Genomic DNA, 24,364 nt, shown 5'->3' with positions numbered 1-24,364 from the left:
GCTTCAGGGCCGCTGCGCGCCCCAGCGGGAGCAAGCTCCCTCGCCACAAAGGCCCATCGGCTAGCGCGGTTCGATATGGGCAATCATCAACTGCACCGTTTCCTGGCCGCGGAACTCGTTGAGGTCGAGCTTGTAGGCCAGTTCCACCCAGCGCACGGTAGGGTTGGGCCAGATCTCGCGGTCGATGCCGAAGGCAATGCCGTCGAGCTTCACCGAGCCGCACTCGCTCTTGAGGACGACCTTAAGGTGCCGTTCGCCCACCACGCGTTGTTCGACCAACTGGAACACACCATGGAACATCGGCTCCGGGAAATGCTGGCCCCAGGGACCGGCATGGCGCAGCGCCCGGGCCAGTTCGAGGTGGAACTCCTCCACTGCCAGGGTGCCATCGGACAACAGCCGGCCGGTCAGGTCTTCTTCGCGCAACTGCCGGCGCACTTCCGCATCGAACGCCTCGGCGAACAACGGAAAATTCGCTTCCGGCAGCGTCAGCCCCGCAGCCATGGCGTGACCGCCGTACTTGCTGATCAAGGTGGGATGCTGCACCGCCACCACACTCAGCGCATCACGAATGTGAAAACCCGGCACCGAGCGACCCGAGCCCTTGAGCAAGCCGTCCCCGGCATCGGCAAAAGCAATGGTCGGACGGAAATAGCGCTCTTTCATCCGCGAGGCGAGAATGCCGATGACCCCTTGGTGCCACTGCGGATCGAACAGGCACAAGCCGAACGGCATCGACTCCACCGGCAGGTCCTTGAGCTGGGCCAGGGCTTCGCGCTGCATGCCCTGCTCGATGGACTTGCGGTCCTGATTCATGCCGTCCAGTTGCGCCGCCATCTCCCGTGCCAGGGCCGGATCGTCGGTGAGCAGGCATTCAATGCCCAGGCTCATGTCGTCCAGGCGCCCTGCCGCATTCAGACGCGGCCCGAGGATAAAGCCGAGGTCGGTGGAGGTGATACGCGAAGCGTCGCGCTTGGCCACTTCCAGGATTGCCTTGATGCCGGGCCGGGCGCGTCCGGCGCGAATCCGTTCCAGGCCCTGATGCACCAGGATCCGGTTATTCGCGTCCAGGGGCACTACGTCGGCCACGCTGCCCAGGGCCACCAGGTCGAGCAATTCGCCGATGTTCGGCTGAGGTGTACTGGCATACCACCCCAGGCTGCGCAGACGCGCCCGCAGGGCCATCAGCACATAGAAAATCACCCCGACACCCGCCAGTGCCTTGCTCGGGAACTCGCAGCCCGGCTGATTCGGATTGACGATGGCATCGGCCGCCGGCAGTTCGAGGCCGGGCAAGTGGTGGTCGGTGACCAGCACCTTGAGCCCCGCCGCTTTCGCCGCCGCCACGCCTTCCACACTGGAAATACCGTTATCCACGGTGATCAGCAACTGCGGTTCGCGGGCCAGGGCGACTTCGACGATTTCCGGGGTCAGCCCGTAGCCATATTCGAAGCGATTGGGCACCAGGTAGTCGACATGGGCCGCACCGAGCAGGCGCAACCCGAGCATGCCCACGGTGCTGGCGGTCGCGCCATCAGCATCGAAGTCGCCCACGATCAGGATGCGTTGGCGTTGCTCCAGCGCCGTCACCAGCAGATCCACCGCGGCGTCGATCCCCTTGAGCTGCTGAAAGGGAATCAAGCGCGCCAGGCTCTTGTCCAGTTCGGCCTCGGACTGCACACCACGCGCAGCGTACAGGCGGGTCAACAGGGGCGGCAGGTCACCGAGAAATGGCAGGGTGTCGGGCAGTTGGCGGGGTTCTATGCGCATGGGGTGACGGACATTTCTCTATTTTTTGGATCCTGGACTGTGGCGAGGGAGCTTGCTCCCGCTGGGCTGCGAAGCGGCCCCTTTTTGTGGGTGCTGCGCACCCAAGCGGGAGCAAGCTCCCTCGCCACAATGAGTTCACTCAATACCGGGTCAACGGCTCAACCACGCTCGCCCAGCAACCATTGCAGCTGGACTTCATGCTGACCACGGTCGTCGGTCACGAAAATCGTGCCCTCACTGATCATCACATCCCACTTGATCACCCGGGGCATGTCCTGGGCCAGGGTTTCGAGCACTTCCTGGGGCACAGCGGCGATGTTGACGTTCTTCAGGTTCTTGACCGCCGGGATCACCTTGCCTTCCCACACCCGCAGGCTGCCGTAGGCCAGCAGGCTGGTGCGCTCGGTCCGGCGCGAGCACCAGGTCAGGCGATCGGCATCCGGCTGGCCGACTTCGATCCAATGCAGCACACGGTCATCCAGGCTTTTTTCCCACAGCGCAGGCTCGTCGACGTCTGACAGGCCACGACCAAACGCCAGCAGCTCGTTGTACCAGAATGCGTAGGCCAGCAGACGCACGGTCATGCGCTCTTCGGTTTCCGAAGGGTGGCGGGCGATGGTCTGCTTCACATTCTCATACACATTGCGGTCGAGATCGGTGAGGTTCAGTTCAAACTTGTAAGTCGTGGACGGCTGGGCCATGAACGGGCTTCTTGATACGAGGAAAGGCGGCAAGTCTAACCGATGACGCGGGCAATCCACGAATTGCCGACCATCAACCTACGGCGACTGACGCTGGCCTATGATAAAACGCTCTATTCGTTCTGCCTTTGTCCTACAGGATCTGTCATGTCGCTTACTGCCAAACCCCTTGCCGGCGTCAAAGTCATCGAACTCGGCACCTTGATCGCCGGGCCGTTCGCCTCGCGCATCTGCGGCGAATTCGGTGCCGAAGTCATCAAGGTCGAATCGCCCGACGGCGGAGACCCCCTGCGCAAGTGGCGCAAGCTATACGAAGGCACCTCGCTGTGGTGGTTCGTCCAGGCACGCAACAAGAAGTCCCTGACCTTGAACCTCAAGCACCCTGAAGGCCTGGCGATCCTGAAAAAACTGCTCGGCGAAGCCGATATCCTGATCGAGAATTTTCGCCCCGGCGTCCTGGAAAAGCTCGGCCTGGGCTGGGATGTCCTGCACGCACTGAACCCGAAACTGGTGATGGTGCGGCTTTCGGGCTTCGGCCAGACCGGGCCGATGAAAGATCAGCCGGGGTTTGGCGCGGTGGGCGAATCCATGGGCGGCCTGCGCTACATCACCGGCTTCGAGGACCGCCCGCCAGTGCGTACCGGGATTTCCATCGGCGACTCCATCGCCGCCCTCTGGGGCGTGATCGGCGCCTTGATGGCCCTGCGTCACCGCGAGATCAACGGCGGCACCGGGCAAGTGGTGGACGTGGCGCTGTACGAGGCGATTTTCGCCATGATGGAAAGCATGGTGCCGGAGTTCGATGTGTTCGGCTTCATCCGTGAGCGCACCGGCAACATCATGCCCGGCATCACCCCCTCGTCCATCCACACCAGCTCTGACGGAAAGCACGTGCAGATTGGCGCCAACGGCGACGCAATCTTCAAGCGCTTCATGCAGATCATTGGCCGCGACGACCTGGCCAATGACCCGCAACTGGCCAGCAACGATGGCCGTGACAGCCGCCGCGACGAGCTGTACGGCGTCATCGATCGCTGGGTCAACGCGCTGCCGCTCGATAGCGTTATCGACCAATTGAACCAGGCCGGAGTGCCGGCCAGTCGGATCTTCAGCGCCGAGGACATGTTCAGCGACCCACAGTTTCTGGCCCGTGAAATGTTCCTGCAGGCCAAGTTGCCGGACGGCAAGGCGTTCAAGATGCCGGGGATCGTACCGAAACTCTCCGACACCCCGGGCACCTCCGAATGGGTCGGGCCGGCGCTGGGTGAACACAACGCACAAGTGCTCGGCGAGCTTGGCTACGATGCACAGCAGATCGCCAAGCTGCGCACCGAGGGTGCCATTTGACACACCGCAGTGGGCCGTCACAGAAGATCAGACCTGTGGGAGCGCCTGACAGAACGCGCTAAAAACGTAAAAGCCAGGCAAAAAGAAACCCCGAGAAGTGGGGAGACGACTCGGGGTTAAACGTGACCATTCATGGTCCGTACAACAAGCGACAAGCACCGGAGCACAATGCTTGCTCTTGTTGGTAAAGAGTCTGACTCGTTAGGACGTAGGAAGGTTCCCACAACCCCCCAGTCAATTCGCCCCGACCATGACCTTGTCGCGCGCCAGATTGCGCAGCGCCGCAATCACACAGGGCTCCAGGCGGCCCTCGGCAATCAATACATCGCGATGCAGGCCATCGACCACATCCGTCAACTGACGCTTGTCGGTCAATTGGGCCTGATTGAACACTCGCTCGACCATGATGGCCCCGGAGGCATTCTTCAGCGTCACCAGGCATTCGCCCTTGGCGCCGGAGGGAGTCAGCGTGACCAGATACGGGCTCAAAGCCTCACTCAGCAATAGGCTGATACTTTCCATTCGCTCACCCTTCAATAGTCCGAAAACAACTGCATGTTCACAGTAAGTGACCGTGGGCCGCAGCAGAAAGTTCGTCAGCGCACCGGACCGGCACGCCTCCAACCTGTTCAACCGAGCATGCGCGCCCAATATGACAGGCAAACAACAGCCTTCTCTTGAGGCCTTGGCGTGGTGACGGTCGGCGTCAGGCCATCAACTTGTCGCAACGGCGCCGCCGACGCCCGGCATCGGTCCAGCCCCCCAGAATGCCGCGCAACTGCCCATCAGCCCCATAGAAGGGCACCGACCAATGATAGATTTCCCGCAAGCCGCTGCTGAACATCAATTGCCGGTCGAAGAACCGAGACTGGCCGGTGCGCAATTGCTCCATCACCTCCCCATGGAGCAACTCGGCGGTGGCCGGTGGAAATGCCGCCGAATCCGTCAGCCGCGTGCCCCGCAGCTTTTCGAAGCGGGTCGCTAACTGGTCCTCGTAGCTTTTGTTGCACATGACCAGGCGCCCTTCCAGATCCCGGATGAAAATCGGGTCGGGAATGGCATCCATCAAGGCACGTTGGAGCATCAATTGGTCCTTGAGGACCGCCTCAGCCTTGAGACGCTGGTCGATCTGTATCTGCAGACGGCGGTTCCATAGCAGGGACAGGAGGCCGAACACCACGACCACGGTCACGCACCAGTACCCCCAGCGGGAAAACCGCTCCCAGATCGATGGCGCCGGCGCGGGTGTGCTGCCGGCCATCCATTTGGAACGCAGCGCGCGCATGTCCTTGGCCGGGAAGGCTTCCAGGGCTTTGTTCAAGATGCTCAGCAGCACGGCCAGGTCCTGGCGTACCGCGAGGTAGTCAGGTTCCCACTTGCCCTCAAGCCCCCTTCCTACCTGCAATTGCCCCGCCGGATAGAGATGCACCCCGGTTTCATTTTCGATGGTGGCATAGGCCTCCCGACTCTCGACCAATGCCCGCGCCTCGCCATAGGTCTTGGTCGTGCGCAATTTGATGGCCGGGTAGTCGCGCCTGATCTCCGCTTCCAGGGCATGCCGCGCCGGCAACGCCAGGACCTTCCCTTCCAGCTGTTCCAGCGAATGGAGGATCGACTCTCCGTCACGGCCAACAAATACCCAGCCCGAGCCACCAAATGCATGGCTGAAGCTCAGGAAATCCCTGCGTTCGTCATTCATCGCCAAGAGGGTCGTCATGTCGGCTTCGCTGTTCTCCAGCATCGTCAGCAACTCGCCGGGGGAGAACGACTCCCGATGCACGAACTCAAGGCCAGTCATTTGCGAGATGCGCTGGAGAATGTCGTGGTTCAGACCGTTCCACTGCCCCAGTTCATTCTTGAACAGGTACAGCGGAAACTGCATCGTGGCCACGATGACGCGTGGGTTCTCCTTGATCCACTTCAATTCCTGCGCATCCAATACCAGCCGCTCGCCAGGATTGAACGGCGGCGTTTCGAAAGCCGCCAACTGCGTCGCATTGCCCCCTTGCACCCAGTGCATCAGGGCCAGGCCCATTACCCAGCCCCGGGCTGGCTTGCATTTGCTAAAAAACGACATCTGCATTTCCTTCGAGATGACTCGCCCGTCCCTCCAAGGGCGAAAACCTGGTCAGTTTGGCATGCAGAAACAAGAAAGCCCGTCAGGAGACGGGCTTCAAAATGTGACAGGTCTAGGCTATCAGAGCGGCTTGCCGCGGTTGCCATGCTGGCTGACAAAGGCCTGCACAGCCTTCAAGTCGTTGGGCAACACGGTGCAACGCTCATCTCGCTCAAACAAATCAGAAAGATGTGCAGGTAGTTCAAGCGCTTTTCCTACACCGGCTTTCTCCACGGCTTCCGGGAACTTGACCGGATGCGCCGTGCCGAGAATCACCATCGGGATGTCCAGGCTACGACGGCACTCACGAGCGGCCCTGACGCCAATGGCCGTGTGCGGATCGAGCAACTCACCGCTCTGCGCGAACACCTCGGCGATGGTTTCGCAAGTCTGCTCATCGTCCACGGCCAGGGAATCGAACAACTTGCGGGCTTCGGTCCAGCGCTCAGGCTCGACGCTGAAACCGCCGCCCTGGCGGAAGCTGTCCATCAGGCCGGCAATCGCCGCACCATTGCGACCGTGCAGGTCGAACAGCAAGCGTTCGAAGTTCGACGACACCATGATGTCCATCGAAGGCGACAGCGTGGCGTGCAGGGTTTCCTTGACGTACTGGTTGCCGCTCATGAAGCGGTGCAGGATGTCGTTGCGGTTGGTGGCGACGATCAATTGATTGATCGGCAGGCCCATGTTGCGCGCCAGGTAACCGGCGAAAATATCGCCGAAGTTGCCGGTCGGCACCGAGAACGACACGGAGCGGGCCGGGCCGCCCAATTGCAGGGCCGCGTGGAAGTAATAAACGATCTGGGCCATGATCCGCGCCCAGTTGATCGAGTTCACCGCCACCAGCCGCGTGCCCTTGAGGAAGCTCTGGTCGGCGAAACTGGCCTTGACCATTTCCTGGCAGTCATCGAAGTTGCCTTCGATGGCGATGTTGTGGATGTTATCGCCAAAAATCGTCGTCATCTGCCGACGTTGTACTTCCGAGACCCGGTTGTGCGGGTGCAGGATGAAAATGTCGACGTTCTCGCAATGCTTGCAGCCTTCGATGGCCGCCGAACCGGTGTCGCCGGAAGTGGCACCGACGATCACCACACGCTCGCCACGCTTTTGCAGCACGTAGTCCAGCAGGCGACCGAGCAATTGCAGGGCGAAGTCCTTGAACGCCAGGGTAGGGCCGTGAAACAGCTCCATGACCCATTCGTTACCGTTGAGCTGACGCAGCGGTGCGATGGCGTTGTGGGAAAAGACGCCATAGGTCTCTTCCAGGATTTTCTTGAAATCGGCGTCCGGGATGCTGCCGGTGACGAACGGGCGCATGACCCGGAACGCCAGCTCGTGATACGGCAGGCCGGCCCAGGAAGCGATTTCTTCCTGGGTGAAGCGCGGCAGGTTTTCCGGCACATAGAGACCGCCGTCCGTGGCCAGGCCGGCCAGGAGGACATCTTCGAAATTCAGGGCCGGTGCCTGGCCGCGGGTGCTGATATAGCGCATGGGGGCAAACCTTTGGTTTGAGCTTCGAGCTTCAAGCTGCAAGCGGCAAGTTTAAAGCGAATCGGCTTTTTACTTGTCGCTTGCGGCTCGGAGCTTGCCGCTGATTAATTCAAATGTTCAACGCGGATACGGACCACCGGGCCAACGACACCCTGGAGCGCTTCCAACGCCGCAATCGCGTCGTTGATGCGCTGCTCGACCACACGGTGGGTCAGCAGGATCATCGGCACCAGGCCGTCGTGTTCCTCGACTTCCTTCTGCATGATCGACTCGATGTTGATACCGCGTTCCGAGAGAATGCTCGCCACTTGGGCCAGCACACCCGGATGGTCCTTGGCCTGGATGCGCAGGTAGTAGGAGCTTTCGCATGCCTCGATCGGAAGAATCGGGTGAGCCGACAGCGAGTCTGGCTGGAAGGCCAGGTGCGGCACACGGTTTTCCGGGTCCGAGGTCATGGCGCGAACCACGTCCACCAGGTCGGCGATCACCGAAGAGGCCGTCGGTTCCATGCCCGCACCGGCACCGTAGAACAGCGTCGAGCCGGAGGCGTCGCCGTTGACCATCACCGCGTTCATCACACCGTTGACGTTGGCGATCAGGCGATCGGCCGGGATCAAGGTCGGGTGCACGCGCAGCTCGATGCCATTGGCGGTGCTGCGCGCCACGCCCAGGTGCTTGATGCGATAGCCCAAGGCTTCGGCGTAATTCACGTCAGCGGTGGTCAGCTTGGTGATGCCTTCGGTGTAGGCCTTGTCGAACTGCAACGGGATGCCGAACGCAATGGAGGCCAGGATCGTCAGCTTGTGCGCTGCGTCGATGCCTTCCACGTCGAACGTCGGATCAGCCTCTGCGTAGCCCAGGGCCTGGGCTTCGGCGAGCACGTCTTCGAAGGTACGACCCTTCTCGCGCATCTCGGTGAGGATGAAGTTGCCGGTGCCGTTGATGATCCCCGCGACCCAGTTGATGCGGTTGGCCGACAGGCCTTCGCGGATCGCCTTGATCACCGGGATACCACCAGCCACGGCGGCTTCGAAAGCCACGATCACGCCCTTCTCGCGGGCCTTGGCGAAAATCTCATTACCGTGAACAGCGATAAGCGCCTTGTTCGCGGTGACCACATGCTTGCCATTCTCGATGGCCTTGAGTACCAGCTCACGGGCAACGGTGTAGCCGCCGACCAGCTCTATGACGATGTCGATCTCAGGGTTCGTGGCCACTTCGAAGACATCGTTGGTAATCGCAATACCGGTCGTCTGGAACTGAGGCTTTGGCGTGCGCATGGCAATTTGTGCCACTTCGATCCCACGCCCGGCACGACGAGCAATTTCCTCGGCGTTGCGCTGAAGTACGTTGAAGGTGCCGCCACCGACGGTACCTAACCCACAGATGCCTACTTTGACCGGATTCACTCTTGACTCCCCATGAAACGGCCGACACAAGGTCGGCCGTGAAATACAGCCGCGCAGCAACGCGACTTTGTGTTTAACGGCCCGACGAAGGTTTTCGCCGAGCCGTGATCTTCAGAAGCGGATCGCCCATGATCATTTTGCGCCCAGGGCCAGTTTGGCGACTTGTGGCGCCGGCTGATAGCCCGGAATCACCTGGCCGTCGGCCAAAACGATGGCCGGCGTGCCGTTCACACCAATGGACTGGCCGAGGGCGAACTGCTTGGAAACCGGGTTCTCGCACTTGGCGGCCTTGATTTCCTTGCCATCGACCATCTTGTCCATGGCCGCTTTCTTGTCCTTGGAGCACCAGACCGCCTGCAACTGCTCATCGCCCGGCGAGCCCAGGCCCTGGCGCGGGAATGCAACATAGCGCACTTCGATGCCACGCTTGTTCAGCTCCGGCACTTCGGCGTGCAGCTTGTGGCAATACGGGCAAGTGGTGTCGGTGAACACGGTGATGTGGGACTTGGTTTCGCCAATGGCCGCATAGACCACGGTTTCAGCAACTGGAATGCCATTGATCAACTTGGAAATGCCCTGGCGCTCGGTCATCTCGGTGAGATTGACCGGCTTGCCGTCCTTGAGCTCGAACAGGTTGCCCTGGACGATGTACTGACCGTCGGCGCTGGCGTAAAGCACGCGGCTGCCCTTGAGCTTGACCTCATACAGGCCTGCCATGGGACTGGCCGAGATGGTTTCGATCGGCACTTCGAGCTGAAGGTTTTCCAGGCTCTTGCGGATAGCCTTGTCGGCCGCGTCGTCGGCAATGGCAAAGGTACTGGCCAGCGCAATGGCGGCGGCGGTGAATATCTGGATCAAACGCATGGGGACTCCTGAGGCGAACAAATGAGACGGGAAACGCCGACCCGCAGATTCGGGTTCCAACCGCCCACTGTGCAAACCGGGAAAGCCTACCACATAAGGCCCGCGTGACCGAATGCACCTGTCGCAAGACAACATGCATTGTACGAGGCCCAGGAACTGGGTGGCGAGGGAGCTTGCTCCCGCTCGACTGCGCAGCAGTCGCTAATGACGCACCCGTTTTTCCCTGACAGTTTCTGATGCCTCGATTCAGGGCCGCTACGCGCCCCAGCGGGAGCAAGCTCCCTCGCCACAACAGCCTAGCCGCGGGGGTGATGCTTGGCATGCAAGTCCTGCAACCGCGCCCGGGCGACATGGGTGTAGATCTGGGTGGTGGACAGGTCGCTGTGGCCGAGCAGCATCTGCACCACCCGCAGGTCGGCGCCGTGGTTGAGCAGGTGCGTGGCGAAGGCATGGCGCAAGGTGTGGGGCGAGAGGGATTTGTTGATTCCGGCCACCTTGGCCTGGTGCTTGATGCGGTGCCAGAACGTCTGGCGGGTCATCTGCTCGCCGCGCAGGCTGGGGAACAGCACGTCGCTGGGGCGCCCGCCCAGCAGTTCGTGGCGGGCATCGCGCATGTAGCGCTCGACCCAGACAATCGCTTCCTCACCCATCGGCACCAGGCGTTCCTTGCTGCCTTTGCCCATCACCCGCAGCACGCCCTGGCGCAGGTTGACCTGCTCCAGCGTCAAGCTGATCAACTCGGTGACCCGCAGGCCGCAGGCGTACAAGACCTCCAGCATGGCCCGGTCGCGCTGACCAATGGCTTCGCTGAGGTCGGGGGCCGCCAGCAGCGCTTCCACATCGGCTTCCGAGAGGGACTTGGGCAATGGACGCCCCAATTGCGGCATCTCCACGCGCAAGGTCGGGTCCACCGCAATCAATTTTTCCCGCAGCAAATAGCGATAAAAACCACGCAAGCCAGAGAGAAACCGCGCCGTCGAGCGTGGTTTGTAGTTCTGCTCCAGGCGCCACGCCAAGTGATCGAGGATCAATTCCCGGCCGGCATTGATCAGCTCCAGGTGGTTTTCCTGCAACCAACCGTTGAACAGCGCCAGGTCACTGCGATAAGCATCACGGGTGTTATCGGACAACCCCTTTTCCAGCCACAGGGCGTCGAGAAACTGGTCTATCAGCGGATGATCGATGGCGGGCATAAGAACTCTTGAAGGATGCGGGCACACCCAGCATCAAAATGGCAAATGAAGCTATGCAGGGTGCTCAAAGCGCAAATCGCAGGCAACAAAAAAGCAGCCCGCAGGCTGCTTTTTTTTGCATCGGAAGCTGGACTTAAGCCAGTTTTTCCTTGATGCGAGCTGCTTTACCCGACAGGTCACGCAGGTAGTACAGCTTGGCTTTACGTACGTCACCGCGACGCTTGACAGCCATGCTGTCGATTTGCGGGCTGTAGGTCTGGAAAGTACGCTCTACGCCAACACCGTTGGAGATTTTACGAACGGTGAATGCACTGTTCACGCCGCGGTTACGCTTGGCGATAACGACGCCTTCGAACGCTTGCAGACGGGAACGGTCGCCTTCCTTCACTTTCACCTGAACGACAATGGTGTCGCCTGGGGCAAAGGTAGGGATTTCTTTGGTCATCTGCTCTGCTTCGAGTGCAAGGATGATTTTGTTAGTCATGCTGTGCTCCTAAGGCAAGTCGTCGGACTCACCATCGATACGTTGTTAACTATCGTCCCGCTCGCGGATGTATTCCTCGAGCAGCTTCTTCTCTTCTCCAGAAAGCGAGCGGCTTTCCAGAAGATCGGCGCGTCGTTCATAGGTCCGACCAAGGGACTGCTGTAAACGCCAACGCCGGATGTGCGCGTGGTTGCCACTTAGCAACACGTCGGGAACACGCTGATCCGCATACACCTCCGGTCGGGTGTAGTGCGGGCAATCCAGCAGACCATCCGTAAAGGAATCTTCCTCAGCGGAATCTGCATGCCCTAAAGCTCCAGGCAGCAGTCGTGTAACCGCATCGATCAGGACCATCGCCGGCAGCTCGCCGCCAGACAATACATAGTCGCCAATCGACCACTCTTCATCGACATGAGCTTCAATGAAACGCTCGTCAATGCCTTCATAACGGCCGGCAATCAGGATCAATGCATCCGAATTCGCCAGCTCGCGTACCGCCGACTGAGTCAGCTGGCGGCCTTGGGGCGACAGGTAGATCACCTTCGCACCCTCCCCGGCTGCCGTCCTGGCCTGAACCAGCGCATCTTCCAGGGGCTTGATCTTCATCACCATGCCCGGACCACCGCCAAACGGGCGATCGTCCACAGTGTGATGTCGATCCGTGGTGTAGTCCCGCGGATTCCAACAAGTGAGCTGTAACAGCTCCTGTTTCACCGCGCGGCTGGTTATGCCGTACTCGCTGATGGCGGAAAACATCTCGGGAAACAATGTGATGACTTCAACGCGCAAGTTAGCCACGTTTAGAAATCCGCATCCCATTCCACCTTCATCTCGCCTGCGGCAAGGTCGACGGCCAACACGCATTGCTCGGTATAGGGCAACAGGCGTTCGCGATCATCCAGGCTGCCGACGCAAGGCTTGACCACCATGACATCGTTCGAACCGGTCTCGAGCAGGTGATCGATTTTCCCGAGCAATTGCCCGAGGTGGTCGATGACCTTCAGACCCACCAACTGGTACCAGTAGTACTCGCCGTCGGTCAGTTCAGGGAACAGGTTGCGCGGCACGCAGATCTCATAACCGGCCAGAAGACGCGCTTCTTCACGATCATCGAGACCCTTGAGCTTTGCGACCAGGAACTTGTCGTTCCCGCGTCCGCTGACCAGCTCCACCTGTTTCACGCTACCTTCGCGCTTGAGCGTCCAGGTTTTGTAGTCCAACAGGTTCTTGATCGGATCAGTAAAGGAATACACCTTCACTTCGCCGCGAACGCCATGTACAGAGTAGATTTTGCCGACAACGATCAAATCATCAGCATCTTTTGGCGTCGCGTTCATATTGCTCAGGCCGCAGCCTTAGCCGATTCCTTCAACAACTGAGCAACGCGCTCAGAAGGTTGTGCACCAACGCTCAGCCAGTAGGCTACGCGCTCTTGGTTCACGGACAGACGAACTTCCTGACCACGGGCAACAGGGTTGAAGAAACCAACCTGCTCCTTGTGGGAACCGTCACGCGGGTTGCGGCTGTCGGTTACGGTCAGGTGGTAAAACGGGCGCTTTTTGGAGCCGCCAAGGGCAAGACGGATTGTTAGCATGTGAACATCGTTCCTGTAGTCGGTGCTGCAAATCTAAATGCACAGCGGGCATAGGTGCCCGAAAGGCCGCATATTCTAAGGAATATCCGGACTTTTGCAAATGTCTTTTTCCGGCGCCTGGCGCCATGCGATCAAGATTTGCCATAGAGCCGTCATGAAAAACGGCAAGTCAGCTCCCGCGTAGCGCGGGTTTGCTGGAGATCCCCGCATCCGTGCGGGGCAACGCCGACATGACAGCCGGCGCAGATTCTTTACATTTTCGGCATGCCGCCGCCGGGCAACATACCGCCCATGCCGCGCATCATCTTGGCCATTCCGCCCTTGGCGGAGAATTTCTTCATCATCTTCTGCATCTGCTTGTGCTGCTTGATCAAGCGACCGATGTCCTGCACCTGGGTGCCGGAACCCATGGCGATACGGCGCTTGCGCGAACCGCTGATCAACTCAGGGTCGCGGCGCTCGGCCGGGGTCATGGAGTTGATGATGGCTTCCATCTGCTTGAACTGCTTTTCAGCCGCGCCTTGGGCGTTGCCCATCTGCGCCAGGTTCACGCCGCCGATGTTCGGCAGTTTGTCCATGAGCCCGCCGAGGCCGCCCATGTTCTTCATTTGTTGCAGCTGGTCGCGGAAGTCTTCGAGGTCGAAGCCCTTGCCCTTCTTCAGCTTCTTGGCCAGTTTGTCGGCCTTGTCCTTGTCGAGGGTCTGTTCAGCCTGCTCGATCAGGCTGAGCACGTCGCCCATGCCGAGGATGCGCGAAGCGATACGCTCGGGGTGGAACGGCTCGAGCGCTTCGCTCTTCTCGCCCATACCGATGAACTTGATCGGCTTGCCGGTGATGGCCCGTACCGACAGCGCGGCACCGCCACGGGCGTCACCGTCGACCTTGGTCAGGATCACGCCAGTCAACGGCAGCGCATCGCCGAATGCCTTGGCGGTGTTGGCCGCGTCCTGGCCGGTCATGGCATCGACCACGAACAGGGTTTCCACCGGGTTGATCGCAGCATGCAGCGCTTTGATCTCGCCCATCATCTCTTCATCGATGTGCAGGCGACCGGCGGTATCGACGATGACCACGTCGATGAATTTCAGCTTGGCTTCTTTAATAGCCGCCTGGGCGATGTCCACCGGTTTCTGGCTCAGGTCGGACGGAAAGAACGTCACGCCGATGTCGTTGGCCAGGGTTTCCAGTTGCTTGATCGCCGCCGGACGGTAGATGTCCGCCGACACCACCATCACCGACTTCTTCTTGCGCTCTTTAAGGAAGCGCGCCAGCTTGCCGGCCGTCGTGGTCTTGCCCGCGCCCTGCAGGCCAGCCATCAGCACCACCGCTGGCGGTACGGCACTCAGGTTCAGGTCTTCGTTGGCGGCGCCCATCAGGCTTTCGAGTTCGGCCTGGACGATCTTCACGAACGCCTGGCCCGGTGTCAGGCTGCGCGACACTTCGGTGCCGACGGCGCGTTCCTTGACCGAATTGACGAAGTCCTTGACCACCGGCAGGGCGACGTCGGCTTCGAGCAACGCCATGCGCACTTCGCGCAGGGTGTCTTTGATGTTGTCCTCGGTCAGTTTCGCCTTGCCGGTGACATGGCGCAGCGTCTGCGAGAGACGGTCGGTTAGGTTTTCAAACATGCGCGATCCTTTCAGGCCCAGATGAGACCGGGATAATGGCGGCCCAGACCGTGAAAAATGTGCTCGGCGAGCCTGCGGCGTGGGCAGGTCGCGGATTATAGCGAAGAAGCGGGCAACGTACACCTTGCTGTCAGTTGCTGTGGTCTTTCGTGCGGAGGCGGTCTATGCCAAACTCAGCGCCTTTCGGGCTTGCCTAACAGGATTTATGCTCCCCTTGTCACCCAGCTTGCTTGCCACGCTCGCCGCCGCCTGCCTTTATGCCGCTGCGACCCTCTATCAAGGCACCCGCCTGGCCACCGGCGCCAAGGCGAACAAACGCCTGCTGGTCACGCTCGGCGTGCTGGCGGTGCTCGGCCACGCGGCCAGCCTTTATACCCACTTGATGACGCCGATCGGCCTGGGCCTGGATTTTTTCAACGCCGCCAGCCTGATCGCCGTGGCTGTGATCGGCTTGACGCTGATCGCCTGCTCGCGCATCCCGGTGGAGAACCTGCTGGTGCTGCTGTTCCCGCTGGGGCTGGCGACGGTGCTGCTGGCGCAGTTCGCGCCGTCAGGTACGGTGCAGATCATCGACGAAGAGCCGGGCATCCTTGCCCACATCCTGCTGTCGATCCTCGCCTACGGCCTGTTCACCATCGCAGTGTTCCAGGCCTTGCTGCTGCTGGTGCAGGACCACCAGCTCAAAAACAAACACCCGTCCGGGCTGATCCGCAACTTCCCGCCATTGCAAACCATGGAAAGCCTGCTGTTCGGCTTCCTCTGGGCCGGCTGGAGCCTGCTGTCGCTGTCGCTGATCTCCGGTTGGCTGTTCGTCGAGAACCTGTTCGCCCAGCACCTGGTGCACAAGACCCTGCTGGCCTGCCTGGCGTGGATCGTCTTCAGCGTGCTGCTGTGGGGCCGCAACCGCCTCGGCTGGCGCGGCCACAAGGCGATTCGCTGGACCCTGGCCGGTTTCTGCCTGCTGATGCTCGCGTACTTCGGCAGCAAGCTGGTTCGCGAATACATCCTGCATGTCTGACGGACGGCCCTGATGGATACATTGCCCGTGGCGCCGCTGTTTGCCGTGCTGGTGGTGCTGATCCTCTGGTCGGCCCTGTTCACCGCCATCGAAGCCGCCCAGCAGCATCTGTTGGCCCAGCGCACGGCCTCGCGCGCCAGTGACAAACCGCTGGCAACGCTGACATTCCCACTGGCCAGCCTGATCCTGTGCAATACCCTCTGTCGCACCCTGGCCGTGGTCATCGGCACCTTGCTGGCGATTTTTACCTGGCTGGAAAACGGCCCCTGGGTCGCCTGGCTCGGCACCAGCGCCGCCCTGCTGGTGCTTGCCGACTACCTGCCGCGCGCCTTGGCCACCCGCCAGCCAGAAGCGGTGCTGGCGCTGGGCAACACGTTGCTTGGCATACCGTTGAAGATCCTCTATCCGTTTGCCTGGCTGTTGAATAGTGCCAGCCAATTGTTGCTGCGCCCCTTTGCGCGCAAGGCCAGCATCGTGCAGCAGAGCGACGACGAGATGCCCGCGCCACCGCGCAGCGAACACGAACCTGAGCACGGCGCCAGCCGACTGCACCCGATTTCCGGCATCCACGCCCTGGACAACATCACCGTCAACGATATCCTCGTGCCCCGCAGTGAGGTCGATGGGATCAACCTCGACGACCCCATCGGCGAGATCATCGAACAGCTGCGCCTGAACCGTCGCACCCGCCTGCCGGTGTTCCACAGCGACATCAACCAGGTCGAAGCGGTGCTCAACACGCGCCAGATCCGTCATTTGCTGGCGGATGCGAGCCTGACCCAAGAAGCGCTGCTGGCCGCCTCCCACGAGCCTTACTTCGTCCCTGAAAGCACGCCATTGCAACTGCAATTGCTGAATTTCCACAAGCAGCAACGGCGCCTGGGCATGGTGGTGGACGAGTACGGCGAAGTGCTGGGCATCGTCACACTGGAAGACATCCTGGAAGAAATCGTCGGCGAATTCGAAAGCGAGCACAGCCTCGACAACCCCCACGTCCACCCCCAGCCCGATGGTCGCCTGATGATCGATGGCGCGGCGTCGATCCGCGAATTGAACAGGACCTTGGGCTGGCATCTGCCTTGCGACGGCCCCAAGACCCTCAACGGGCTGGTGACCGAAGCCCTGGAAACCATCCCCGAAAGCCCGGTGTGCCTGAAGATCGGCCGTTATCGACTGGAAATCATCGAGACCGTGGACAACCGTGTCAGCCAGGTGCTGGCGTGGCATAACAGTTTGGTGTCTGCCACTTCCTGAAACTCCTGCCTGGACCGGACGCAGGGTAGCCCTTGTGGCGAGGGAGCTTGCTCCCGCTGGGCTGCGAAGCGGCCCTGAAATCTGATAAAACGGTGTGTCAGACAGGTTGGGGTTGCTGCTTTGGGGCTGCTTCGCAGCTCAGCGGGAGCAAGCTCCCTCGCCACAGGGTTCTGCGCAAGCGTCACGAACGTGCGCAGGCTCACTTGTTGATTAGTTAGCCTCCTTCCTATACTCCATCCGCTTACCCAGCCCCGCCCGAACCCCGTGCCTACCCCGCACCCAGCCGGTTCCGGCCAGACCATCGGCAAAATCCGCATCAGTCCTGCGACTGTTCCCACCCGAAACAGCGAAAGGATACCCGCCCACATCCCTGGGTGTTCGACCATAATAATTCGCTCCAATGGAGCACATGACTGTCAGGGATAACCGCATGACGACCGCTACCTGCAACGAGGCTGTGTCTGCCCAGCCGACAAACTCGACCACCCGCGTGGCCACCGCGAGTTTCATCGGCACCGCCATCGAGTTCTACGATTTCTACGTCTACGCCACGGCTGCGGCCCTGGTGATCGGGCCGGTGTTCTTCCCGCAAACCTCAGGCACGGCACAGATGCTGTCGTCCTTCCTGACGTTCGGCATCGCCTTCCTTGCCCGCCCGTTGGGCTCTGCGCTGTTCGGCCACTTCGGTGACCGGATCGGGCGCAAGTCCACGCTGGTGGCGTCCCTGTTGCTGATGGGTGTGTGCACCACCCTCATCGGTGTGCTGCCCGGCTACGCCAGCATTGGCGCCTGGGCGCCGATCCTGCTGTGCGTGCTGCGTTTCGGCCAGGGCCTGGGGTTGGGCGGTGAATGGGGCGGCGCGGCGCTGCTTGCCACCGAGAACGCGCCCAAAGGCAAGCGTGCCTGGTTCGGCATGTTTCCCCAACTGGGGCCCTCCATCGGTTTCCTGGCGGCCAACGGGCTGTTCCTGACCCTGGCCATGGGCCTGGATGATGAGCAATTCCGCGCCTGGGGTTGGCGGATTCCGTTCCTGCTCAGTGCCGTGCTGGTGATCGTCGGCCTCTATGTACGGCTCAAGCTCCACGAAACCCCGGTGTTCGCCAATGCCATGGCCCGCCAGGAGCGGGTAAAGGTGCCGTTGGTCGAGCTGTTCAGCCAGTACTGGGCGCCAACGTTGCTGGGCGCGGCGGCGATGGTGGTGTGTTACGCGCTGTTCTACATCTCGACGGTGTTTTCCCTGAGCTACGGCGTATCCACCCTCGGCTACAGCCGCGAGACCTTCCTGGGCCTGCTGTGCTTTGCCGTGCTGTTCATGGCCGCTGCTACGCCCCTGTCGGCCTGGGCCAGCGACCGCTACGGGCGCAAGCCGGTGCTGATCATCGGCGGCGTATTGGCGATTGCCTCGGGTTTCCTCATGGAGCCCTTGCTGACCCACGGCTCGACCGGCGGCGTGGCGCTGTTCCTGTGCATCGAGCTGTTCCTGATGGGGGTGACCTTTGCCCCCATGGGCGCCTTGCTGCCGGAACTGTTTCCGACCCACGTGCGCTACACCGGCGCCTCGGCGGCCTACAACCTGGGCGGCATCGTCGGCGCCTCGGCCGCGCCGTTCTTCGCCCAGAAACTGGTGGCGATGGGCGGCCTGAGCTACGTCGGCGGTTACGTATCAGGGGCTGCGGTGCTCAGTGTGATCGCCGTGTTGTGCCTGAAAGAGACACGCCACAACGATTTGAACAGGGTCGCCTGAACAGGGAGCCGGGCCTGGCAACAGGCCCGGCTCCAGACCTGTCGGACGCCTGAACAACGCTCAATGAAATACCCGCTAACATTCACCCACCATTGAAACCACCCCCCACCTGCCCCATCTAAGACCCATACCCCATTGCGCAGGTGCCCCATGAGCGACCAGCACTCTACCGAAGCCACTCACGATTACGCCGATTCCGACCACATCGAACACACCTCCTCCGGCACCGGCCTGGCGCTGCCTGGCCAGAATTTGCCGGACAAGGTCTACATCATCCCGATCCACAATCGTCCGTTCTTCCCGGCCCAGGTGCTGCCGGTCATCGTCAACGAAGAACCGTGGGCCGAAACCCTGGAGCTGGTGGCCAAGTCCGACCATCACTCCCTGGCGCTGTTCTTCATGGACTCGCCCCAGGAAGACCCGCGCCATTTCGACACATCGAAACTGCCGCTATACGGCACGCTGGTGAAGGTGCACCACGCCAGCCGGGAAGGCGGCAAACTGCAATTCGTCGCCCAGGGCCTGACCCGCGTGCGTATCCGCACCTGGCTCAAGCACCATCGCCCACCGTACCTGGTGGAAGTCGAATACCCGCACCAGCCGAGCGAGCCGACCGATGAGGTCAAGGCCTACGGCATGGCGCTGATCAACGCGATCAAGGAACTGCTGCCGCTCAACCCGCTGTACAGCGAAGAGCTGAAGAACTACCTCAACCGCTTCAGCCCCAACGACCCTTCGCCGCTGACCGATTTTGCCGCTGCGCTCACCTCCGCCACCGGCAATGAGCTGCAGGAAGTGCTCGACTGCGTGCCCATGCTCAAGCGCATGGAAAAAGTCCTGCCGATGCTGCGCAAGGAAGTCGAAGTGGCGCGGCTGCAGAAAGAGATTTCCGCCGAGGTCAACAACAAGATCGGCGAACATCAGCGCGAGTTCTTCCTCAAGGAGCAGCTCAAGGTCATCCAGCAGGAGCTGGGGCTGACCAAGGACGACCGCAGCGCCGATATCGAGCAGTTCGAGCAGCGGCTCGAAGGCAAGGTGCTGCCGACCCAGGCGCAGAAGCGCATCGAAGAGGAAATGAACAAACTCTCGATCCTGGAAACCGGCTCGCCGGAATATGCCGTCACCCGCAATTACCTGGATTGGGCGACCTCGGTGCCGTGGGGCGTGTATGGCCAGGACAAGCTTGACCTCAAGCACGCGCGCAAGGTGCTCGACCAGCACCACGCCGGCCTGGACGACATCAAGGACCGCATCCTGGAGTTCCTCGCCGTCGGCGCCTACAAGGGCGAGATCAGCGGTTCCATCGTGCTGCTGGTCGGCCCGCCGGGCGTGGGCAAGACCAGCGTCGGCAAATCCATCGCCGAATCCCTGGGGCGGCCGTTCTACCGTTTCAGCGTCGGCGGCATGCGCGACGAGGCGGAGATCAAGGGCCATCGGCGCACCTACATCGGCGCCCAGCCGGGCAAGCTGGTGCAGGCGCTGAAAGATGTCGAAGTGATGAACCCGGTGATCATGCTCGACGAAATCGACAAGATGGGCCAGAGCTACCAGGGCGACCCGGCCTCGGCCCTGCTGGAGACCCTCGACCCGGAACAGAACGTCGAATTCCTCGACCACTACCTGGACCTGCGCCTGGACCTGTCGAAAGTACTCTTCGTCTGCACCGCCAACACCCTGGACTCGATCCCCGGCCCGCTGCTGGACCGAATGGAAGTGATCCGCCTGTCGGGTTACATCACCGAAGAAAAAGTCGCCATCGCCAAGCGTCACTTGTGGCCCAAGCAACTGGCCAAGGCTGGCGTGTCCAAGGGCAGCCTGAGTATCAACGACAGCGCCCTCAAGGCCCTGATCGATGGCTATGCCCGTGAAGCCGGGGTGCGACAGTTGGAGAAACAGCTGGGCAAACTGGTGCGCAAGGCGGTGATGAAGCTGATCGACGACCCCAAGGCCGTGATCAAGCTCGGGCCAAAGGACCTCGAGGCCTCCCTGGGCAAACCGGTATTCCGCAACGAGCAGGTGTTGTCCGGCATCGGCGTAATCACCGGCCTGGCCTGGACCAGCATGGGCGGCGCGACCTTGCCGATCGAAGCGACGCGCATCCACACCCTCAATCGCGGCTTCAAGCTGACCGGGCAACTGGGGGACGTGATGAAGGAGTCGGCGGAAATCGCCCACAGCTACGTCAGTTCGCACCTGAAGCAATTTGGCGGCGATCCGAAGTTCTTTGACGAGGCCTTCGTTCACCTGCACGTACCGGAAGGCGCCACGCCCAAGGACGGCCCGAGCGCCGGCGTGACCATGGCCAGCGCGTTGCTGTCCCTGGCCCGCAACCAGCCGCCGAAAAAAGGCGTGGCCATGACCGGCGAACTGACCCTCACCGGGCACGTCCTGCCGATTGGCGGGGTGCGCGAGAAGGTCATCGCGGCGCGGCGGCAGAAAATCAACGAACTGATCCTGCCGGAAGCCAACCGGGGCAATTTCGAAGAACTGCCGGACTACCTCAAGGAAGGCGTCACGGTGCACTTTGCCAAGCGGTTTGCGGATGTGGCCAAGGTGTTGTTCTGAGGATCCTGTAGCGCCTGGACGGGCCTCATCGCGAGCAAGCTCGCACACAGGGTGTGGTGTGGATCACAAATGCTGTGAACACCACAAATCCCTTGTGGGAGCGAGCTTGCTCGCGATGGCGTGATCAGCAACAACACATCCCCACCTGACACACTCAGTAGCATCTTCGGTTATGCTCGCCGTTCGTCGTGAATGCCGGAGCCGTTGCCCTTATGTCCCTCACTCGCCTGCTCGTCCCCCTCAGCCTAGCCCTGTTGAGCGCCTGCGCCACGCAGCCGAAACACAACGTGACCGTGGAAAAACTGAGCCAGTGCCCGGTAAGGCTCAATAACGGACAGAACCTGATCCTGAGCCTGCCCAGCAACCCCAGCACCGGTTATCGCTGGGCGATCCAGGATTCGGCCGGTGGTGTATTGAAGGGCCTGGGGCCGGAGGTTTATCGCAACCCGGAAGACGCCGGCATCGTTGGCGCCGCAGGTGTTTCGACCTGGCGCTTCCAGGCGTTCAACGCCGGCACCGGGCGCTTGCGCCTGACTTATCAACAGCCCTGGGCCCCGGAAGTGCCGCCCGTGGAAACCTTTGACTGCGCCATTTCGGTGAATTGACCGTGGGCTGGCTGATCCTGGCACTGATGGGCGCAGTCACCTACCTGTACGGCCTGACCGTGCACGCCACACTCTTGTGCCTGCTGGTCAAGCCCATGCCGGTGCTGGCCCTGCTCGGCTGGCTGCACGATGCGCCGCCCAGCGAATATCGGCGCTGGGTCAGCCTCGGGCTGATTTTCTCGCTGGTGGGCGACGTATTGCTGGCCTGGCCGGGGGACCTGTTCGTGTTCGGCCTCGGCGCGTTTCTGCTGGCGCACCTGGCCTACCTGAAAGCCTACCTCAGCGACTGCCGCCGCCCGGCGCTGCTGCCCTTGGCCCTTGCCTTGGGTATCGGTGCGATGCTGTTGGGAGTCCTGGTGTCGAACGGCCTAGGGTCGTTGCTGGTGCCGGTGATTGTCTACGGCCTGGCCATCAGCGCCATGCTCTGGCGGGCGTTGGCGCGGCTGGGCACCGGTGTGCCCAAGCGTTCAGCGTGGCTGGCCGCCGCCGGGGCGCTGGCGTTTGTGTTTTCCGACAGCCTCATCGGCATCAACCGGTTCGTGCACCCCTTCCATGCCGCGCCTTACCTGATCATCATCAGTTATTGGCTGGGCCAATGGGGCATTACAGCGTCGGCGTTTACCCAAAAGCCACACGGAGCCAAATAATGTGGGAGCGAACCTGCTCGCGATAGCGGTCTATCAGTCAACATTATCGCTGGCTGAACCATCGCCATCGCGAGCAAGCTCGCGCCCACAGGTTTTTTGGTTAAAATGCCGGCCTTTTCACCACCCATGCCGCTGGAACCGCCGTGAGCAAAGACCCTGATCGCCTATTCGCCCAACCCCTGGCCCAAGTGCCGGACTTCGCCTTCAACGAGGACGTGGTGCGGGTGTTTCCGGACATGATCAAGCGTTCGGTGCCGGGTTATCCGACCATTGTCGAAAACCTCGGCGTGCTCGCCGCGCAATTCGCCCAGCCGGGCAGCGTGCTCTACGACCTGGGCTCGTCCCTGGGCGCCGTGACCCAGGCCCTGCGCCGCCACGTGCGCACCGACGGTTGCCGGGTAATCGCGGTGGATAACTCGGCGGCCATGGTCGAGCGCTGCCGCGAATACCTCAACGGCCAGGACTCGATGTTCCAGGAGCTGCTGCCGGTGGAAGTGATCGAAGGCGACATCCTCGCCCTGACGTTCCAGCCGGCCTCGGTGGTGGCACTGAACTTCACCCTGCAATTCATCGCACCGAACCAGCGCACCGCACTGTTAAGCCGCATCCGCCAGTCGTTGCTGCCCGGTGGCGCCCTGATTCTCTCGGAAAAATTGCGCTTCAACGATGCAGAGGAACACGCCCTGCTCACCGACCTGCACGTGGCGTTCAAGCGCGCCAACGGCTACAGCGAGCTGGAAATTGCCCAGAAACGCAGCGCCATCGAAAACGTCATGAAGCCCGACAGCCTAGAAGAACACCGCGAACGCCTGCTCGCGGCCGGGTTCTCGAAAGTCGTGCCGTGGTTCCAGTGTCTTAACTTCGCCTCGTTGATTGCCCTGCCATGATCGATCTGTCCCCCCTCGCCCGCCATCTGGCCGGCACGCCCCTGGCCGATTGGGCCGCGACGCTGCAGACGCAACTCGACAGCAAGATGGAAAAGGGTCACGGCGACCTGGAGCGTTGGCAAAGCGCCCTCGATGCGCTGCCGGCCTTGCAACCCACCACCGTCGATCTGCTGAATGGCCTGACGCTCGACACCGATTGTTCCGACGAAACCCGTGGGCAAATGCGTACCGCGTTGATGGGCCTGTCACCATGGCGCAAAGGACCTTTCGACCTGTTTGGCGTGCACGTAGACACCGAATGGCGCTCGGACTGGAAGTGGTCACGGGTGGCCCCGCACCTGGACCTGAAAGGCAAGCGCATCCTCGATGTGGGCTGCGGCAACGGCTACTACATGTGGCGGATGCTCGGTGCCGGGGCTGACACGGTGATCGGCGTCGACCCCAACTGGCTGTTCTTCTGCCAGTTCCAGGCGGTGCAGCGCTACCTGTCGCAGCCCAACGCCTGGCACCTGCCGTTTCCATTCGAAGCCTTGCCGCCGGAGCTGGAAGGCTTCGACACGGTGTTTTCCATGGGCGTGTTCTACCACCGGCGCTCGCCGATCGAACATCTGCTGGCGCTCAAGGACTGTCTGGTCAAGGGCGGCGAGCTGGTGCTCGAAACCCTGGTGATCGAGGGCGACGAACACCAGGTGCTGGTGCCCGAGGATCGCTACGCACAGATGCGCAACGTCTGGTTTCTGCCGTCGGTCCCGGCCCTGGAGCGCTGGCTGCGCCGCGCCGGGTTCAGCGATGTGCGTTGCGTGGACGTGAGCCTGACCACCGTAGAGGAACAACGCAGCACCGAGTGGATGAAGTATCAATCACTGAACGACTTCCTCGATCCCGCCGACCACAGCAAAACCATCGAAGGATTGCCGGCGCCGATGCGGGCGGTGATTGTGGCGCGTAAGTAAATAGCCCAGCCTTATTGGAGGCCAATGCTGTTCACTGGAGATGGTCAGAGTCACTGTGGCGAGGGAGCTTGCTCCCGCTGGGCTGCGCAGCAGC

General features: G+C 61.4%; 22 protein-coding genes. 9 read left to right on the top strand and 13 right to left on the bottom strand.

What is annotated here, in order from left to right; translation table 11 throughout:
- Positions 1-60: 60 nt before the first annotated feature.
- The gene (recJ, locus tag V7773_RS28795) at positions 61-1,770 is read right to left on the bottom strand and encodes a single-stranded-DNA-specific exonuclease RecJ (protein ID WP_336076340.1); all 1,710 of its coding nucleotides are present in this window, start codon (positions 1,768-1,770) and stop codon (positions 61-63) included.
- A 158-nt stretch (positions 1,771-1,928) separates the two neighbouring features.
- Positions 1,929-2,471 (bottom strand): YaeQ family protein, encoded by a 543-nt coding sequence (locus tag V7773_RS28790; RefSeq protein ID WP_003198109.1) that lies wholly within the window; start codon positions 2,469-2,471, stop codon positions 1,929-1,931.
- A 147-nt stretch (positions 2,472-2,618) separates the two neighbouring features.
- Between V7773_RS28790 and V7773_RS28785 the strand changes: the two genes are divergently transcribed.
- Positions 2,619-3,818 carry a CaiB/BaiF CoA transferase family protein gene (locus V7773_RS28785; RefSeq protein ID WP_063322821.1) on the top strand — a complete coding sequence of 400 codons (1,200 nt, stop codon included), beginning with the start codon at positions 2,619-2,621 and terminating at the stop codon, positions 3,816-3,818.
- 234 nt (positions 3,819-4,052) lie between these two features.
- Here V7773_RS28785 and V7773_RS28780 read toward each other — a convergent pair whose 3' ends face one another.
- The 11 genes from V7773_RS28780 to ffh all read right to left on the bottom strand — a co-directional run bounded on the left by V7773_RS28780 (position 4,053) and on the right by ffh (position 14,597).
- Positions 4,053-4,340: a DUF3509 domain-containing protein gene (locus V7773_RS28780; protein WP_063322822.1), complete on the bottom strand. Its 288-nt coding sequence runs from the start codon at positions 4,338-4,340 to the stop codon at positions 4,053-4,055.
- A gap of 184 nt (positions 4,341-4,524) precedes the next feature.
- Positions 4,525-5,895 carry a transporter substrate-binding domain-containing protein gene (locus V7773_RS28775; RefSeq protein ID WP_063322823.1) on the bottom strand — a complete coding sequence of 457 codons (1,371 nt, stop codon included), beginning with the start codon at positions 5,893-5,895 and terminating at the stop codon, positions 4,525-4,527.
- A 120-nt stretch (positions 5,896-6,015) separates the two neighbouring features.
- A complete protein-coding gene (gene thrC / locus V7773_RS28770; protein WP_063322824.1) occupies positions 6,016-7,425 on the bottom strand; it encodes a threonine synthase in 1,410 nt (469 codons plus the stop codon).
- Between the two features lie 104 nt (positions 7,426-7,529).
- The gene (locus V7773_RS28765; RefSeq protein WP_003198098.1) at positions 7,530-8,834 is read right to left on the bottom strand and encodes a homoserine dehydrogenase; all 1,305 of its coding nucleotides are present in this window, start codon (positions 8,832-8,834) and stop codon (positions 7,530-7,532) included.
- A 132-nt stretch (positions 8,835-8,966) separates the two neighbouring features.
- Positions 8,967-9,698 carry a DsbC family protein gene (locus V7773_RS28760; protein ID WP_336076339.1) on the bottom strand — a complete coding sequence of 244 codons (732 nt, stop codon included), beginning with the start codon at positions 9,696-9,698 and terminating at the stop codon, positions 8,967-8,969.
- Between the two features lie 296 nt (positions 9,699-9,994).
- Complete coding sequence (xerD, locus tag V7773_RS28755) at positions 9,995-10,891, bottom strand: site-specific tyrosine recombinase XerD (RefSeq protein WP_003198093.1); 897 nt, start codon at positions 10,889-10,891, stop codon at positions 9,995-9,997.
- A gap of 133 nt (positions 10,892-11,024) precedes the next feature.
- Entirely contained in the window at positions 11,025-11,375 is a 351-nt protein-coding gene (rplS, locus tag V7773_RS28750; RefSeq protein WP_003175895.1) for a 50S ribosomal protein L19, read from the bottom strand.
- A 45-nt stretch (positions 11,376-11,420) separates the two neighbouring features.
- Positions 11,421-12,194 (bottom strand): tRNA (guanosine(37)-N1)-methyltransferase TrmD, encoded by a 774-nt coding sequence (gene trmD, locus V7773_RS28745; protein WP_170845966.1) that lies wholly within the window; start codon positions 12,192-12,194, stop codon positions 11,421-11,423.
- Complete coding sequence (gene rimM / locus V7773_RS28740; RefSeq protein WP_058544503.1) at positions 12,176-12,712, bottom strand: ribosome maturation factor RimM; 537 nt, start codon at positions 12,710-12,712, stop codon at positions 12,176-12,178. The genes trmD and rimM overlap by 19 nt, the downstream gene beginning before the upstream one ends.
- A 5-nt stretch (positions 12,713-12,717) precedes the next feature.
- On the bottom strand, positions 12,718-12,969 hold the full coding sequence (rpsP, locus tag V7773_RS28735; RefSeq protein ID WP_003198088.1) for a 30S ribosomal protein S16: 252 nt from the start codon (positions 12,967-12,969) through the stop codon (positions 12,718-12,720).
- Between the two features lie 251 nt (positions 12,970-13,220).
- Positions 13,221-14,597: a signal recognition particle protein gene (gene ffh / locus V7773_RS28730; RefSeq protein ID WP_003198085.1), complete on the bottom strand. Its 1,377-nt coding sequence runs from the start codon at positions 14,595-14,597 to the stop codon at positions 13,221-13,223.
- Positions 14,598-14,802: 205 nt separating this feature from the next.
- Here ffh and V7773_RS28725 point away from each other — a divergent pair, with 205 nt between their 5' ends.
- From V7773_RS28725 to cmoB, 8 genes are all read left to right on the top strand, one after another.
- Positions 14,803-15,615 carry a cytochrome C assembly family protein gene (locus V7773_RS28725; RefSeq protein WP_063322827.1) on the top strand — a complete coding sequence of 271 codons (813 nt, stop codon included), beginning with the start codon at positions 14,803-14,805 and terminating at the stop codon, positions 15,613-15,615.
- 12 nt (positions 15,616-15,627) lie between these two features.
- Positions 15,628-16,869, top strand: a complete 1,242-nt coding sequence (locus V7773_RS28720; protein WP_336076338.1) for a transporter associated domain-containing protein — start codon at positions 15,628-15,630, stop codon at positions 16,867-16,869.
- Positions 16,870-17,299: 430 nt separating this feature from the next.
- Positions 17,300-18,613 carry an MFS transporter gene (locus tag V7773_RS28715; RefSeq protein ID WP_336076337.1) on the top strand — a complete coding sequence of 438 codons (1,314 nt, stop codon included), beginning with the start codon at positions 17,300-17,302 and terminating at the stop codon, positions 18,611-18,613.
- Positions 18,614-18,763: 150 nt separating this feature from the next.
- On the top strand, positions 18,764-21,178 hold the full coding sequence (lon, locus tag V7773_RS28710; protein WP_336076336.1) for an endopeptidase La: 2,415 nt from the start codon (positions 18,764-18,766) through the stop codon (positions 21,176-21,178).
- Positions 21,179-21,390: 212 nt separating this feature from the next.
- Positions 21,391-21,783: a protease inhibitor I42 family protein gene (locus V7773_RS28705; protein ID WP_063322831.1), complete on the top strand. Its 393-nt coding sequence runs from the start codon at positions 21,391-21,393 to the stop codon at positions 21,781-21,783.
- 2 nt (positions 21,784-21,785) lie between these two features.
- Positions 21,786-22,430: a lysoplasmalogenase gene (locus V7773_RS28700; RefSeq protein ID WP_063325160.1), complete on the top strand. Its 645-nt coding sequence runs from the start codon at positions 21,786-21,788 to the stop codon at positions 22,428-22,430.
- Positions 22,431-22,573: 143 nt separating this feature from the next.
- Positions 22,574-23,317: a carboxy-S-adenosyl-L-methionine synthase CmoA gene (cmoA, locus tag V7773_RS28695; protein WP_063322832.1), complete on the top strand. Its 744-nt coding sequence runs from the start codon at positions 22,574-22,576 to the stop codon at positions 23,315-23,317.
- The gene (gene cmoB / locus V7773_RS28690; RefSeq protein ID WP_336076335.1) at positions 23,314-24,270 is read left to right on the top strand and encodes a tRNA 5-methoxyuridine(34)/uridine 5-oxyacetic acid(34) synthase CmoB; all 957 of its coding nucleotides are present in this window, start codon (positions 23,314-23,316) and stop codon (positions 24,268-24,270) included. Before cmoA ends, cmoB begins: the two co-directional genes overlap by 4 nt.
- Positions 24,271-24,364: the final 94 nt, after the last annotated feature.

The sequence above is a fragment of the Pseudomonas sp. 3JA genome (assembly GCF_036961705.1).
GTDB lineage: Bacteria > Pseudomonadota > Gammaproteobacteria > Pseudomonadales > Pseudomonadaceae > Aquipseudomonas > Aquipseudomonas fluorescens_Q.
Note: the sequence above shows the minus strand (reverse complement) of the source record. Positions and strands in the feature narration are given on the sequence as shown.